The 13,796-nt window shown below is 70.6% G+C and carries 15 protein-coding genes and 1 tRNA gene; 11 read left to right on the plus strand and 5 right to left on the minus strand.

Annotated features, from left to right (window positions below; all coding sequences use genetic code 11):
* The first annotated feature begins 151 nt into the window (after positions 1-151).
* Positions 152-1,984 (plus strand): putative bifunctional diguanylate cyclase/phosphodiesterase, encoded by a 1,833-nt coding sequence (locus NOO62_RS14835; RefSeq protein ID WP_268771365.1) that lies wholly within the window; start codon positions 152-154, stop codon positions 1,982-1,984.
* 33 nt (positions 1,985-2,017) lie between these two features.
* On the opposite strand, the gene NOO62_RS14840 is transcribed toward NOO62_RS14835, so the two are convergent.
* Positions 2,018-3,151 carry an LLM class flavin-dependent oxidoreductase gene (locus NOO62_RS14840; RefSeq protein ID WP_414930826.1) on the minus strand — a complete coding sequence of 378 codons (1,134 nt, stop codon included), beginning with the start codon at positions 3,149-3,151 and terminating at the stop codon, positions 2,018-2,020.
* Between the two features lie 135 nt (positions 3,152-3,286).
* Here NOO62_RS14840 and NOO62_RS14845 point away from each other — a divergent pair, with 135 nt between their 5' ends.
* Positions 3,287-3,535 (plus strand): hypothetical protein, encoded by a 249-nt coding sequence (locus tag NOO62_RS14845; RefSeq protein ID WP_268771366.1) that lies wholly within the window; start codon positions 3,287-3,289, stop codon positions 3,533-3,535.
* 65 nt (positions 3,536-3,600) lie between these two features.
* Positions 3,601-3,792, plus strand: coding sequence for a hypothetical protein (locus NOO62_RS14850; protein WP_268775624.1), 192 nt, complete (start codon positions 3,601-3,603; stop codon positions 3,790-3,792).
* Between the two features lie 4 nt (positions 3,793-3,796).
* Here NOO62_RS14850 and NOO62_RS14855 read toward each other — a convergent pair whose 3' ends face one another.
* Together NOO62_RS14855 and NOO62_RS14860 are read right to left on the minus strand one after the other, a co-directional pair.
* Entirely contained in the window at positions 3,797-4,540 is a 744-nt protein-coding gene (locus tag NOO62_RS14855) for a decarboxylase (protein WP_268771367.1), read from the minus strand.
* Positions 4,537-5,367 (minus strand): decarboxylase, encoded by an 831-nt coding sequence (locus NOO62_RS14860; protein ID WP_268771368.1) that lies wholly within the window; start codon positions 5,365-5,367, stop codon positions 4,537-4,539. The genes NOO62_RS14855 and NOO62_RS14860 overlap by 4 nt, the downstream gene beginning before the upstream one ends.
* A 288-nt stretch (positions 5,368-5,655) precedes the next feature.
* Here NOO62_RS14860 and NOO62_RS14865 point away from each other — a divergent pair, with 288 nt between their 5' ends.
* Positions 5,656-6,633, plus strand: coding sequence for a D-2-hydroxyacid dehydrogenase (locus tag NOO62_RS14865; protein ID WP_268771369.1), 978 nt, complete (start codon positions 5,656-5,658; stop codon positions 6,631-6,633).
* A gap of 74 nt (positions 6,634-6,707) precedes the next feature.
* Positions 6,708-8,111, plus strand: coding sequence for an amidase (locus NOO62_RS14870; protein WP_268771370.1), 1,404 nt, complete (start codon positions 6,708-6,710; stop codon positions 8,109-8,111).
* A gap of 7 nt (positions 8,112-8,118) precedes the next feature.
* On the opposite strand, the gene NOO62_RS14875 is transcribed toward NOO62_RS14870, so the two are convergent.
* Positions 8,119-8,619, minus strand: coding sequence for a DUF3830 family protein (locus NOO62_RS14875; protein ID WP_268771371.1), 501 nt, complete (start codon positions 8,617-8,619; stop codon positions 8,119-8,121).
* A gap of 97 nt (positions 8,620-8,716) precedes the next feature.
* Between NOO62_RS14875 and ehuB the strand changes: the two genes are divergently transcribed.
* The 5 genes from ehuB to NOO62_RS14900 all read left to right on the plus strand — a co-directional run bounded on the left by ehuB (position 8,717) and on the right by NOO62_RS14900 (position 12,782).
* Entirely contained in the window at positions 8,717-9,649 is a 933-nt protein-coding gene (gene ehuB, locus NOO62_RS14880; RefSeq protein WP_268771372.1) for an ectoine/hydroxyectoine ABC transporter substrate-binding protein EhuB, read from the plus strand.
* Positions 9,646-10,383: an ectoine/hydroxyectoine ABC transporter permease subunit EhuC gene (gene ehuC, locus NOO62_RS14885; protein ID WP_268771373.1), complete on the plus strand. Its 738-nt coding sequence runs from the start codon at positions 9,646-9,648 to the stop codon at positions 10,381-10,383. The genes ehuB and ehuC overlap by 4 nt, the downstream gene beginning before the upstream one ends.
* A complete protein-coding gene (ehuD, locus tag NOO62_RS14890; RefSeq protein WP_268771374.1) occupies positions 10,380-11,027 on the plus strand; it encodes an ectoine/hydroxyectoine ABC transporter permease subunit EhuD in 648 nt (215 codons plus the stop codon). The genes ehuC and ehuD overlap by 4 nt, the downstream gene beginning before the upstream one ends.
* On the plus strand, positions 11,017-11,832 hold the full coding sequence (gene ehuA / locus NOO62_RS14895; protein ID WP_268771375.1) for an ectoine/hydroxyectoine ABC transporter ATP-binding protein EhuA: 816 nt from the start codon (positions 11,017-11,019) through the stop codon (positions 11,830-11,832). The genes ehuD and ehuA overlap by 11 nt, the downstream gene beginning before the upstream one ends.
* 179 nt (positions 11,833-12,011) lie before the next feature.
* Positions 12,012-12,782, plus strand: a complete 771-nt coding sequence (locus tag NOO62_RS14900) for an IclR family transcriptional regulator (RefSeq protein ID WP_268771376.1) — start codon at positions 12,012-12,014, stop codon at positions 12,780-12,782.
* 87 nt (positions 12,783-12,869) lie between these two features.
* Here the strand turns inward: NOO62_RS14900 and NOO62_RS14905 are convergent.
* Positions 12,870-12,943 (minus strand) — tRNA-Lys (locus NOO62_RS14905).
* A gap of 122 nt (positions 12,944-13,065) precedes the next feature.
* Between NOO62_RS14905 and NOO62_RS14910 the strand changes: the two genes are divergently transcribed.
* Positions 13,066-13,746 (plus strand): DedA family protein, encoded by a 681-nt coding sequence (locus NOO62_RS14910; RefSeq protein ID WP_268771377.1) that lies wholly within the window; start codon positions 13,066-13,068, stop codon positions 13,744-13,746.
* The last annotated feature ends 50 nt before the right edge of the window (positions 13,747-13,796 follow it).

Consider the following 13,796-nt stretch of genomic DNA (forward strand, 5'->3'; position numbering starts at 1 on the left):
CGGAGCGGTGATACGGCTGGAACGGGCCTCTGGCCAGCCTCTATGATCGGCACACTTTCCTGCGCGGGCCCGGTCCCCCCATCGCCGCCCGCCACCTGCACGCCGCCCGACGAGACCTGTTCGGCAACAAACTGCACTGCGGGAGCAAGCGGTGAACGGAACGTCCGAAGGGCCCGCCTCCACGGTCACAGCGCCCGACCGAACCCGTACCGACGTCACGGAGCGTCGCCGGGCCGACGCGCCCGACCCCCGCGACGCGTCCGACTACCGCGGCGCCTTCGCGGCCGCGCCCCTGGCTCTCGCTGTCGTCGACGGCGAGGGCCTCGTCATCAGCGCCAACGACGCCCTGGCCGCCCTGTTCGGCGCGGCCCCCGGCGCGCTCACCGGGTGCGTCGCCGCCGACCTGATCGATCTGGCATCGGACGCCCGCACCTGGCACGCGTACCGCGAGGTGCTGCGCGGCAGGCAGGCCAAGCTGCGCTGCACGCGGCGCCTGAAGCACCCCGACGGACACTCCCTGTGGGTGCAGATCACGGTCTCGCCGATGCCGGAGCCCGCCGACCGGGACGCGGGCGGGGCGGTCCTGCTCGCCGCGTCCGACATCAGCGCGCGCCGCGAACTGCAGGCCCGGCTGCGCCACGTGCAGATGCACGACCCGGTGACCCGGCTGCCCAACCGGAACCTGTTCTTCGAGCGCCTCGCGACGGCGCTGGAGGCGGGGACGTACGACGACACGAGCACCGGCCGCATCGGGCTCTGCTACCTCGACCTCGACGGGTTCAAGGCGGTCAACGACACCCTCGGCCACCGCGTCGGCGACCGGCTGCTCGCCGCCGTCGGGGAGCGGCTCACGCGCTGCGCCGACCGGGCCGGGTACGGCAGGGCGTCGGCGCCGCTGGTCGCGCGGCTCGGCGGCGACGAGTTCGCGCTGCTCGTCGAGGACTCCACCGGTACGGACCAGCTGGCCGAGCTCGCCGACACGACGCTGAAGGCCTTGCAGGAACCGTTCGACCTGTCGGGGCAGCGCCTCTCCGTCTCCGCGTCCATCGGTGTCGTGGAGCGGCGCGCCGCGGGCACCACGACGACGGGGTTCATGCAGGCCGCCGACACGACGCTGTACTGGGCGAAGACGGACGGCAAGGCCCGCTGGACGCTGTTCGACCCCGAGCGCAACGCCCACCGCATGACTCGGCAGGCCCTGTCCAGCTCACTGCGGCCCGCGGTCGAGCGGGGCGAGTTCGTCCTGGAGTACCAGCCGCTGGTGGGGCTCGACGACGAGGGCCTGCACGGGGTCGAGGCCCTGGTCCGGTGGCAGCATCCGCAGTTCGGGCTCCTGACGCCGAATCGGTTCATCGGACTGGCCGAGGAGGACGGTTCGATCGTGCAGCTGGGCCGCTGGGTGCTGCGGAGCTCCTGTCTCCAGGCCCGGCGCTGGCAGCTGGAGCACCCCGAGCGGGAGCCGGTCTTCGTCAGCGTCAACGTGGCGGTGCGCCAGGTCTGGGACTCGGACCTGGTCGCGGACGTCGCGGAGATCCTCGCCGAGACCGGCCTCCCGGCCCGCCTCCTCCAGCTCGAGCTCACCGAGTCGGCCGTGATGGGTTCGGCGGGCCGCCCCCTCCAGGCGCTGCAGGCGCTGAGCGACATGGGCGTGCGCATCGCCATCGACGACTTCGGCACGGGCTACTCGAACCTGGCCTACCTCAGCCGCCTCCCCGTCTCCGTCCTCAAACTGGACGGCTCCTTCGTACGGGGATTCCAGTACGAGGAGGGCGAGGAGCGCACCAACCCCGCCGACGAGGTCATCGTCGAAGCGATGATCCAACTCGCCCACCGCCTGGGCCTGACGGTGACGGCCGAATGCGTGGAAACAGCAGCCCAGGCCACCCGCCTGCGCAGCATCGGCTGCGACACGGGCCAGGGCTGGCTCTACTCCCGCCCGGTCGCGGCGGATCGTATCTCCCTACTGCTGGAGGGGGCGGCCTGAGGACTGCTGGAGAGGGCCGCCTGAGGCGCGCCGCTACGCCTCCGGCAGCCCGTATGCGCTCGCGATCAGGTCGTAGCTGTGCAGGCGGGCCTCGCTGCTGTGGGCGTTGGCCGTGAGCATGAGTTCGTCGGCGCCTGTGCGCTTGGCGAGGTCGTCGAGGCCGGTGCGGACCTGGTCGGGGGTGCCGTGGACGACGTTCGCGTTCCAGGACGTGATGAAGTCCCGCTCCATCTCCGTGAACTGGTGTGCTTCCGCCTCCTCGGGGGTGGGGACCAGGCCGGGGCGGCCGGTGCGCAGGCGGACCATGTTCAGGGCGGCGGCCATGACCTGGCGGCGGGCCTCCTTCTCGTCGTCGGTCGCGAGGGCCGAGACGCCGATGACGGCGTACGGGGCGTCGAGGAGCGCGGAGGGCTTGAACGACTCGCGGTAGAGGTCGAGCGCCGGGATCGTGTTCTGCGCGGAGAAGTGGTGCGCGAAGGCGAACGGCAGGCCGAGGGCGCCGGCGAGGCGGGCGCTGAAGCCGGAGGAGCCGAGCAGCCAGACCGGCGGGCGGTGCGGGGACTGGACGCCGCCGGGCGAGGTCGCCTGCACGGGGCCGGGGACGGCGTGGATGCGGCTGTAGGGGTGGCCGTCGGGGAAGTCGTCGTCCAGGAAGCGGATGAGTTCGGCGAGTTGCTGCGGGAAGTCGTCGGCGCCGTCCCCCAGGCGTTCGGTACGGCGCAGGGCGGCCGCGGTGGCGCCGTCCGTGCCGGGGGCGCGGCCGAGGCCGAGGTCGACGCGGCCCGGGGCCATCGCCTCCAGGGTGCCGAACTGCTCGGCGATGACGAGCGGCGCGTGGTTGGGCAGCATGACGCCGCCGGAGCCCAGCCGGATGCGCTCCGTGTGGGCGGCGAGGTGGGCCAGGATCACGGCCGGGGACGACGAGGCGACGCCCGGCATGGAGTGGTGCTCGGCGACCCAGTAGCGGTGGTACCCGCGGGCCTCGGCCAGCTTCGCGATGTCGACGCTGGTGCGCAGCGCGTCGGTGGCGGTGCGCCCCGCGCCGACGGTGACGAGGTCGAGCACGGACAGGGGCACGGGGGCGGTGCCGTGCCGCTCGCCGCGGATGCCGTCGTCGGTCGGGTCCACTGTCACTTGGGTGCCTCCTGCACTGCGTACGTACGTCATGGTGTAGCCAGTCCTGCCGTAGCCCGTCATGTCGTGGCTACGGAGACTCGGAACAGGAGGGTGGCTCCGTTTTATTCCCGCAGGACCTCAGCGCACTCGGCGCGTCGTCGCCCCCGCACGACTACCGTGCTGGCCATGGCTGATCCCCTGAAGACCCTCGTCGACGGAGTCGAGGTCGAGGTGCCCAACACCCTCCCCGACATCCGCGCCGCCCTGCCGGCCCACCGGCGCGCGGAGTTCGACCGGGCCATCAACGCGGCGGGCGTCGACGAGATCCACGCGGTGATGCGGCACTGGATGCTGGAGGCCGTACCCGATCCGGAAGCCGAGGCCCGCCTCGCCCGGCTCGCCTCCGACGAGGCCGAACGGCGGTCCACCACGTGAGCCCCCGCCACCGCAAGGCGCACCGCGTCACGTACGCGCCGCCCGCCGACGACACCCTCGGCAAGATGGGTGACGCCGACGCGTTCCGCGCCGTCCTCTCCCGCACGATCGGCCGGGATCCGTACGGCCACGGCTCCACACCCGTACGGGACGACCCCGACCGCAGGGAAGCCACGGTCGACGGCGCCATCGTCCTCTACTACGTCTCCGGATCGGTCCAGACGTTAACGGTGGTGAGACTGATCCTCAGCCCGTGACTCCTCAGCCCGTGACCGGCGCCTGGACCAGCGGTTCCTTCGTGAACAGGGCGCCCAGCGCCGGCGCGTTCACCCTGCGCTCGGCCAGCCGCAGCGCCTCCCAGAGGGTGACCTGGTTCGCCGTCAGGACCGGCTTGCCGACCTCCGCCTCCAGGTCGCGGACGTACGCCGCCGTGTGCAGCGCCGTGTCCGGCAGGAGCAGCGCCTCCGCGTCCGGGTGGTCGCCCGCGCGGGCCAGCGCGAAGACCTCGTCGCGCCCCCACGTGCCCACCTCCGCCGCCGTGATGATGCCGCTCCCCCTTGCCGCCACGACCTCCACGCCGCCGTCCTTCAGGAAGGCGGCGAAGTGGCCCGCCACGTCCTCCGGGTACGTCGCCGCGACCGCGACCCGCGTGGCCCGCACCTCGCGCGCGGCGTGGGCGAAGGCGAACGACGTCGACGAGGCGGGCAGGCCTGCCGCCATGGCCAGCTTGCGCACCTGGTCGTGTGCGCCCTCCCAGCCGAAGACGAAGCTGGCGCTGGTGCACGCCCACACCACCGCCTCCGCGCCGGAGAGCCGCAGCTCCTCGACGCCCGCGGCGAGCCGGTCCGCCGAGCCCATCTCGAGCAGCGCGTCGACGCGGTGCGCGTCCTCACCGATGTCCGTGTGGACGACCTGCAGCCGGATGTCGCTGCCGAGCATCTGCTCCATGCGGGGGTAGTCGTCCTCTGCCGAGTGCCCCGGGTAGAGAAATCCGAGTGCCGTCACGTCCAGCCTCCTCCTTCTGCGGGTGGTACTTCGGGCAGGCCCTGGGGCGGAGCCGGCGGGTTCAGCGGACTCGCGCCCGGCCTCGCCGTCGGATCGATCAGTGCCTGATAGGGCCCTACCGCACGGGTACCCAGCCGACGCAGTGCGGACCACATCGTCACCTGGTTCGCCGAGATCACCGGCATCCGCAGTTCCGCTTCCAGTTGCGGAATGACGTCGTACGTCGGGAGGTTCGTGCAGCTGATGAAGAGGCAGTCCACGCCTCCCTCGCTGCCGAGGACCGCGCGGCGCGCCATGTCGGCCACGTCCCGGTAGGGCACCTTCCAGATGTGCCGGGTGAGGCCGAGGTAGGCGCGGCCCGTGACGGACACCCGCGCCTCCGCCAGGTACTCCTCCAGGGACTGCGTGACCGACCACGTGTAGGGGGTGACGAGCGCGATGCGGCGCGCGCCCAGTTCGTCGAGGGCTTCCAGGAGCGCGCCGGACGTGGTCACCGAGGCGACCGCGCCCTCGCGGGTCATGGCCTCGCACATCGCGCGTTCACCGGGCGTGCCGCCGACGAAACTGCCCGACGTACAGGCGTACGCGAGGACTTCGGGCTCGGCGGCGGTCAGTGCGCGGACCGCCTCGGCGAGGGTCTCGTGCTCGCTGACCAGGCGTGCGAGGTCGAGGCTGACCTCCACGGGCACGTACGGCGTCCGGGTCAGATGGAGGGAGACCTCGTCCGGGATCCAGCGCCACAGTTCGCGGTCGAGGACGAAGTCGAAAGGGGCGACGACACCCACACCGCGTTGAGGGTGTGGTCCGCCGAGGAAAGAGACGTCCATGAGCAGTCCCCAAGGTCGTGCGTGTTTTCAGGGACCGGCCGGAGCCGGGGACGAGCGATGCCGGCGACGCGCCGGGACGTCGGGACGGGGATGACTGCGCGGGCGTACCACACAGCGAGTGCGATCGGCTGCACGGAGAGTACTGGTTCTTGGACAGCCGGTACAGCAGTGCCTCTGTTGACGAAGGTAGGTTCGGGTGCGAGCGTGGTCAATCCGCACATCTCAGACGGTTGAGCCGACTTGTCGACGCGGCGTGGCCGTACCTCTGACAAGGGAAGCGGAATCTCATTGCGAAACGGTGTCCCGTCGGTTTCCGAAACGACCGTCCTCGTCCTTGACGCCGAGCCACCGACCCCGCCGCCGCGCCTCGGCAGCCTGGCCGGACAGGCCCGGATCCTGCACGCCGACGAAGCCACGCTGGCCGAACAACTGCCCTTGGCGGATGTGCTGTTGGTGTGGGACTTCACCTCGGAGGCGGTGCGCCGGGCCTGGCCCGGCGAGGGTCCGCGGCCCCGGTGGGTGCACACCGCGAGCGCGGGCGTCGACCATCTGATGTGCCCCGAACTCGCGGCGTCCGACACCGTGGTGACGAACGCCCGGGGCGTCTTCGACCAGCCCATCGCCGAGTACGTGGCGGCGCTGGTCCTCGCCATGGCCAAGGACCTGCCGCGCACCCTGGAGCTGCAGCGCGAACGCTCCTGGCGCCACCGCGAGACCCAGCGGATCGCGGGCACGCGCGCGTGCGTGATCGGTTCTGGGCCCATCGGGCGGGCCATCGTGCGCACGCTGAAGGGGCTCGGCATCCTCACGGCCCTGGTGGGCCGCACGGCGCGGCCCGGGGTGCACGCCACGGAAGAGCTCGACCGGCTGATGGTCAGGGCCGACTGGGTGGTGTGCGCGGCGCCGCTCACGGACGACACGCGGGGCATGTTCGACGCCCGGCGCTTCGGTTTCATGCAGCCGTCCGCGCGGTTCATCAACATCGGGCGCGGCCCCCTGGTGGTCGAGGACGACTTGGTCGAGGCCGTGTCCAAGCGGTGGATCGCGGGGGCCGCCCTCGACGTGTTCGAGAACGAGCCGCTGCCCCCGGACAGCCCCCTGTGGACGACGCCGGGGCTGCTCGTCTCCCCGCACATGAGCGGCGACACGGTCGGCTGGCGGGACGCGCTGGGCGCGCAGTTCGTCGAGCTGTTCCAGGCGTGGGCGGCGGGTCGGCCGCTGACGAACGTCGTCGACAAGGAACGTGGGTATGTCCCAGGTCATTGATCACCTCCCGATCGATGACCCCCTCCAACCGATCACGCTCCAACCGATCACGCCCCGTCTGCTGAGGAGCCTGCATGACCGAGCTCGCGGATCTCACGGCTGTACAACTCGTCGACGGCTATCGCAAGGGCGAATTCAGTCCGGTCGACGCGACCCGGGCGGCCCTGCGCCGGGCGGAGGAGAGCCAGTCGGCGGTGAACGCCTTCGTGCGGGTCACGGCGGAGTCGGCGTTGTCGCAGGCCGAGGCCAGTGCGGAGCGGTGGCGGCGGGGCGCGCCGCAGGGTCTCGTGGACGGCGTCCCGGTGTCCGTGAAGGATCTGCTCCTCCTGCGCGGCGAGCCGACGCTGCGCGGCTCGCTGACCGTACGACCGGAGGGCAAGTGGAACGAGGACGCGCCCGCGGTCGCCCGGCTGCGCGAGCACGGCGCGGTGTTCGTCGGCCGGACGACGACGCCGGAGTTCGGGTGGAAGGGTGTGACGGACGGGCCGCAGAGCGGCGTCACCCGTAATCCGCACGATCCGTCCCGAACGTCCGGTGGCTCCAGCGGGGGCAGCGCGGCCGCCGTGGCGCTCGGCGCGGGCCCGCTGTCGCTGGGCACGGACGGCGGCGGCTCGGTGCGCATCCCCGCGGCGTTCTGCGGGATCTTCGCGCTGAAGCCGACGTACGGCCGGGTGCCGCTGTATCCCGCGAGCCCGTTCGGGACGCTCGCGCATGTCGGGCCGATGACCCGCGACGCGGCGGACGCGGCGCTGATGATGGACGTGATCACGGGCCCCGACGACCGTGACTGGTCGCAGCTGGGCCCCGTGGCGGGGAGTTTCGGGGAAGGCTTGGACGGGGGCGTGCACGGTCTGCGTGTCGCCTACTCCCCGTCCCTCGGCGGGCAGGTCGCCGTGCGTCCAGCGGTCGCGGCGGCGGTGCGGCGCGCGGTGGAGTCGCTCGCGGCGCAGGGCGCGTACGTCGAGGAGGCCGACCCCGACTTCACCGACCCGGTGGAGGCCTTCCAGACCCTGTGGTTCAGCGGGGCGGCGTGCGTCGTGCGGCATCTGACGCCCGCGCAGCGGGAATTGCTCGACCCGGGGCTGCGGGAGATCTGCGCGCGGGGCGCGCGGTACAGCGCGCTGGACTACCTCGCGGCCGTCGACGTCCGGATGGCCCTCGGGCGCCGCATGGGCCGCTTCCACTCGACGTACGACCTGCTGGTCACGCCGACCCTGCCGATCACGGCGTTCGAGGCGGGCGTCGAGGTGCCGAAGGGGTCGGGGCACCGGCGCTGGACCGGGTGGACCCCGTTCACGTACCCCTTCAACCTCACGCAGCAGCCCGCGGCGACGGTGCCCTGCGGGGTGGATGACGACGGGTTGCCCATCGGCGTGCAACTGGTGGCCGCACGCCACGCGGATCCGGTGGTGCTCCGTGCGGCGCACGCCTTGTACGAGTCGGGCAGCGCCTCCGTGACGCCACCCGCACTCGGTTGAGCGAACCTCAGGCGCGTCGGAAACTCAGCGTCTCCCCCTGCGCCCCCGTCCGCCACAGGTCGTTGCAGGCCTCTGCCATCCGGTCGAGGCCCTCGACGATCCGGCCCCAGACGATGCCGGGCACCCAGCCCACGTCACCGTTGAGGAGCAGGTTGTTCCGTTCGTAGAAGAGGGCGAGGTCGACGACGGTGGTGCCCGCCTTCACGTCGGCCTCCGCTTCGTAGCCGTACGCCTGGGTGCCCAGTTCCGTACCGGAGAAGGAGAAATAACAGAGATCTCCGGGAATGGGCGTGACGGTCGGATTCTCCAGGGGCGGCTCGCGGTCCGCGAACGCCGGGAAGAGGGCGTAGATCTCATTGCGCGCATACTTCGCGTGATAGACGTCCGAGCCGAGCGGCAGTGCCTCCCACACCGCCGCGCAGGTCACCGGAGCCCGGTCGTCGAGCAGTTTCGCCGTGCACTGAACCCCTCGCTTGGCGAGGGAGACTTCGATGAATCGCTCTGCCATGTGTCCCATGCTCCTCCCTGGGTCAAGGGCACAACGATTGCATCAGGGGCCGGAATTCGTCGGCATAACTCGCGTGGAGTCGGGTAGCCGCGCGCCCATGGCTCCACCACTTGGGAACAACGAGGGATTCATCGGCAGAGCGGTGCGCCGCCGCGCCCTGCTCACCGGAGCGGGCGGGGCGGCTCTGGGCGTATTCGGGGCGTCGGCATGCAGCCGCGTGCCCGACGAGGGGAAGGTTGAGGGGGGCGATCTGCTGGACCGCCTGCGCGACAGCGGCACGGTCAGGATCGGTGTCGCGGGCGAGGTCCCGTTCGGATACATCGATGAGAACGGCGAGGTCACGGGCGAGGCGCCGGCGATCGCCAAGGTCATCTTCCCCCGCCTCGGCGTACCCAAGGTCAAGGCGGTGCCCACGAAGTTCGGCGCGCTGATACCCGGCCTGACACAGGCACGGCAGTTCGACGTGGTCTCGGCGGGCATGTACATCAACCCGACGCGGTGTGAACAGGTCCTGTTCTCCGACCCCGACTACCTCATGCTCGACTCCTTCATCGTGAAGAAGGGCAACCCCCACGGCATCAAGGGGTACGAGGACATCGCGAAGAAGGGCCTGAAGCTGGCGAGCGGCACGGCCTACGCCGAGATCGACTACGCCAAGGCGGCGGGCGTGGAGTCCGTGCTCGTCCTGCCCGACCAGGTCGCGGGGATGGACGCCGTGGCGCAGGGCCGCGTCGACGCGTTCGCCGGCACCAACGTCACCGTGCGCACGGTGATCAAGAACAATGCGCGGGTCGAGGCGACGGAGCCCTTCCAGCCCGTCGTGGACGGCGAACCGGCGTACGGCGCGGGCGGCTTCGCCTTCCGGCCGTCCGAGAAGAACCTGCGGGACGCCTTCAACAAGGAGCTGCACAAGCTCAAGAAGAGCGGCGAACTGCTGCGCATCGTCAAGCCGTTCGGCTTCACCGCGGCCGAGATGACGGAGCTGACCGTCGAGAAGCTGTGTCCCCCGGCGAAGGGCGCCTCGTCATGATGTCGTCGGAGTTCTTCGGGAACTGGTTCCTGCCCGGCATCTGGATCACCGTCCAGGTCACGCTCTACAGCGCGGCGCTCGCCTTCGTGATCGCCTTCCCGATCGGTGTGCTGCGCACGTCGCGGCTCTGGATCGTCCGCTTCCTCGCGGGGGCGTACTTCGAGATCTTCCGCAGCACGTCGTCGCTGGTCTTCATGTTCTGGATCGCGTTCACCGTGCCGCCGCTGTTCAACATCAGCTTCCAGCCGATGTTCGCGGGCGTCCTGGCGCTCGGCATCACGTACGGCGCGTACGCATCGGAGATCGTGCGCGGCGCGCTCGCCGCGGTGCCGGCCGCGCAGCGCGAGGCGGGCATCGCCCTGAACTTCACGCCGATGCAGCGGCTGCGCCGCATCGAACTCCCGCAGGCCTGGCCGGAGATGATCCCGCCGTTCAACAACCTGCTGATCGAGCTCCTGAAGGGCACCTCGCTGGTTTCCCTCATCGCGGTGGCCGACATGACGTTCGCCGGTGACCTGCTGCGGCTCGTCAAGAACGAGAGCGCGCCGATCTACACGCTGCTGCTCGTCCTGTACTTCGTCCTCGCGTTCGTCCTCACCCGCGGCATGCGGCTCCTGGAGCGGCACGCCAAGAAACGGGTGGGGCAGACGCCCGAGAAGACAAGCCTGTTCGGCGGGTTGCGCTCCAAGTCGTCGATCGACGTCGTCGTCTCGGCCCCGGGGGGTACCAAGTGAACTGGAACTGGGATCACGTCGACGAGTTCATGCCGCTCTTCTGGGACGGCGTGGAGCTCACGCTCAAGGCGCTGCTCTTCGGCTCCCTGATCGCCTTCTCCCTCGGCCTGGTCTGGGCGGTCGCCCAGCGCTCGGAGAAGAAGTGGATCCGCTGGCCGGTCACGGTGGTAACGGAGTTCATCCGGAACACCCCGCTCCTGGTGCAGCTGTTCTTCCTGTTCTACGTGGTGCCGGAGTGGGGGCCCTCGATGTCCCCGCTCACCACGGGCATCGTCGGGCTCGGCCTGCACTACTCGACGTACACCTCGGAGGTCTACCGGGCGGGCATCGAGGGTGTGCCGGCCGGGCAGTGGGAGGCGGCGACCGCGCTCAGCCTCTCCAAGCGGCGCACCTGGACGTCCGTGGTCCTGCCGCAGGCGGTGCGCAGGGTCATCCCCGCGCTCGGCAACTACGTGATCGTCATGCTGAAGGAGTCGCCGCAGATGGCTGCCATCGGCGCGCTCGACATGCTGGGCCAGGCCCAGAACTACAGCCAGACGACCTTCACCTTCGAGGCGATCAGCGTGGTCGGTGTCGCCTTCATCGTCATCGCCTACCCGGCCTCTCTTCTTCTGCGAGTTTTGGAGCGTCGTCTTGTCCGCTGACAGCAGCACTTCCCAGGAAATCCCCAACCCGGCCGTCGACGGCAGCGAGCTGATCCGCTTCGACAAGGTCGTGAAGCGGTACGGCTCGAACGTCGTCCTCGACGAGCTGGACTTCTCCGTCGCCTCCGGCAAGCACGTGACACTGATCGGGCCCTCCGGTTCCGGCAAGACCACGATCCTGCGGCTCCTGATGACGCTGGTGAAGCCGGAGCAGGGCACGATCAAGGTGGGCGGCAAGTACCTCACCCACGAGGAGAAGAACGGCAAGCTCGTCCCCGCGGGCGAGAAGCACGTCCGCGAGGTCCGCAAGAACATCGGGATGGTGTTCCAGCAGTTCAACCTCTTCCCGAACATGAAGGTGCTGCGCAACGTCACGGAGGCGCCCGTCTCCGTCCTCGGGCTCTCCAAGGACGAGGCCGAGCAGCGGGCCCGCGAGCTGCTCGACCTGGTCGGGCTCGGGGACCGCTGCGACGCGTACCCGACGCAGCTCTCCGGCGGTCAGCAGCAGCGGGTGGCCATCGCGCGGGCCCTGGCGATGCGCCCGCAGGTGCTGCTGCTCGACGAGGTGACGTCCGCGCTCGACCCCGAGCTGGTGGCGGGCGTCCTGGACGTGCTCCGCGACATCGCGCACACCACGGACATCACGATGCTGTGCGTGACGCACGAGATGAACTTCGCGCGGGACATCTCCGACCAGGTACTCATGTTCGACTCGGGCCGTGTCATCGAGTCCGGCACCCCGGAGAAGATCTTCACGGAGCCGGAGCACGAGCGCACCCGTGAGTTCCTGAGCGCGGTGCTGTGACGGCTGGGACGGGCTGACCGTACGGGGCATGACCTGGGCATATGCCAGAGTGGCGCGTTCCTGCTGACGGACACGGAACGCGCCACCAATGTCCCCAACAGACTCTCCGAATGCGCCACTTGACAGCTATCGTGGAACCGAGCCCGACTGTCCGGAACCGTTCCACGCAGGGGGAAGCCGTGGCGTTGCAGCACGAGGAGATCACGCCGCACCGCTCCGTCCAGAGCGCCCTGCGGGTGCTCGAGACCGTCGCCCGGCACGACACCGGAGTGACCGCCGCCCGCATCGCCCGCGACACCGGAGTCCCCCTCGACCGGCTGCTCCCCCTGCTGCGCATGCTGACCAGTGAGGGGTACGTCGACCAGCTCACGGACGACGGCACCCCCGGGGCGTACGTCACGGGTGAGACCCTCAGCCGCCTCGGCTCGACCCGTGACCACGCGGAGGCGCTGCGCGAGAAGCTCCAGCGCACCCTGGACGGACTCCGCGACTCCATCGGCGCCGCGGTCTACATCAGCCGGTACGTGGACGGCGAGGTCCGCGTCACCGACTTCGCGGCGGGCCCCCGCACCCCCGCGGTCAACGAGTGGGTCGACTTCCGCTCCTCCGCCCACGCCAGCGCGGTCGGCAAGAGCCTGCTCACCCAGCTCGACGTGAACGGCCGCAGGGACCACCTCTCCCGCCACAAGATGGCCCGTCTCACCTCGCGGACGATCACGAACGAGCGGGTCCTGCTCAACCGGCTCGCGTCGCAGCCCGCCACGGTCCCGGTCCTCGACCTCCAGGAGTACGCGGTCGGCACGGTCTGCGCGGCCGTCCCCATCACCGCGGGCTCCGCCGTCGGCTGCCTCGCCCTGTCCCTGCCGGTCGAGCACGCGCACCGGCTGCGGGAGGCGGCGGACACGCTCAACCGCGGGGCGGCGCCGTTGCTGCTCTCGCTCACGATCTGACGACACCCAGGGGCGCCGGTACGCCGAAAGGGGGTACGCCGAAAGGGCGCCCCCGGAAACCGGGAACGCCCTTTCGGCATTCGCAAGTGCGCCGCCAGGGACTCGAACCCCGGACCCGCTGATTAAGAGTCAGCTGCTCTAACCAACTGAGCTAGCGGCGCCTGCTGACTCATTAATAGTACCTGGTCCCGTGGGGTGCTCCTGACAGGGTGCGGAAAACCGCACCCCCACCCGACGGCAACCCCCATACCGTCGGTGACCTGCGGTTTCTAGCGTTACTGCCATGGACCTCACGACTCTCGCCCTCCCCCAGGAGCCCGCCGGCGGCATCGCGGGCTGGGCCGCGGACCTCGTCGACACGATGGGCGCTCCCGGCGCGGGGCTCGCCATCGCCCTGGAGAACCTGTTCCCGCCGCTCCCCAGCGAGGTCATCCTGCCGCTGACCGGCTTCGCGGCGGGCCAGGGAGTGATCAGCCTCGCCTCCGCCCTGTTCTGGACCACGCTCGGCTCGGTGGTCGGCGCCGCCGTCCTGTACTGGATCGGCGTGCTCTTCGGACGCGAGCGCATGCACGCCCTGTGGGCGAAGCTGCCGCTGGTGAAGGCTGCCGACCTGGAGCGGACCGAGGCGTGGTTCGCCAAGCACGGCACGAAGGCGGTCCTCCTCGGCCGGATGGTGCCGATCTTCCGCAGCCTGATCTCGGTGCCGGCCGGGGTGGAACGCATGCGGCTGCCGCTCTTCCTCGCCCTGACCACGCTGGGCAGCCTGGTCTGGAACTCGGTGCTCGTCCTCGCGGGCTACTGGCTCGGCGACCAGTGGGACGCGGTCGAGACGTACGTGGGGCTGGTCTCCAAGGCCGTCCTGGTCCTGGTCGTCGGGGCCGTCGCCGTGTACGTGGCGGTGCGCGTACGGTCGCGGAAGGGGCCGCAGTCCACCGCCGAGGCCCGCCACCGGCGCTCCCGCTAGGGCTCGGCTAATGTCGGGCGATGTGAGGGAACCCGTAGCCGCGCCGTTGC

It is taken from the genome of Streptomyces sp. Je 1-369 (genome assembly GCF_026810505.1).
Taxonomy (GTDB): Bacteria; Actinomycetota; Actinomycetes; order Streptomycetales; family Streptomycetaceae; genus Streptomyces.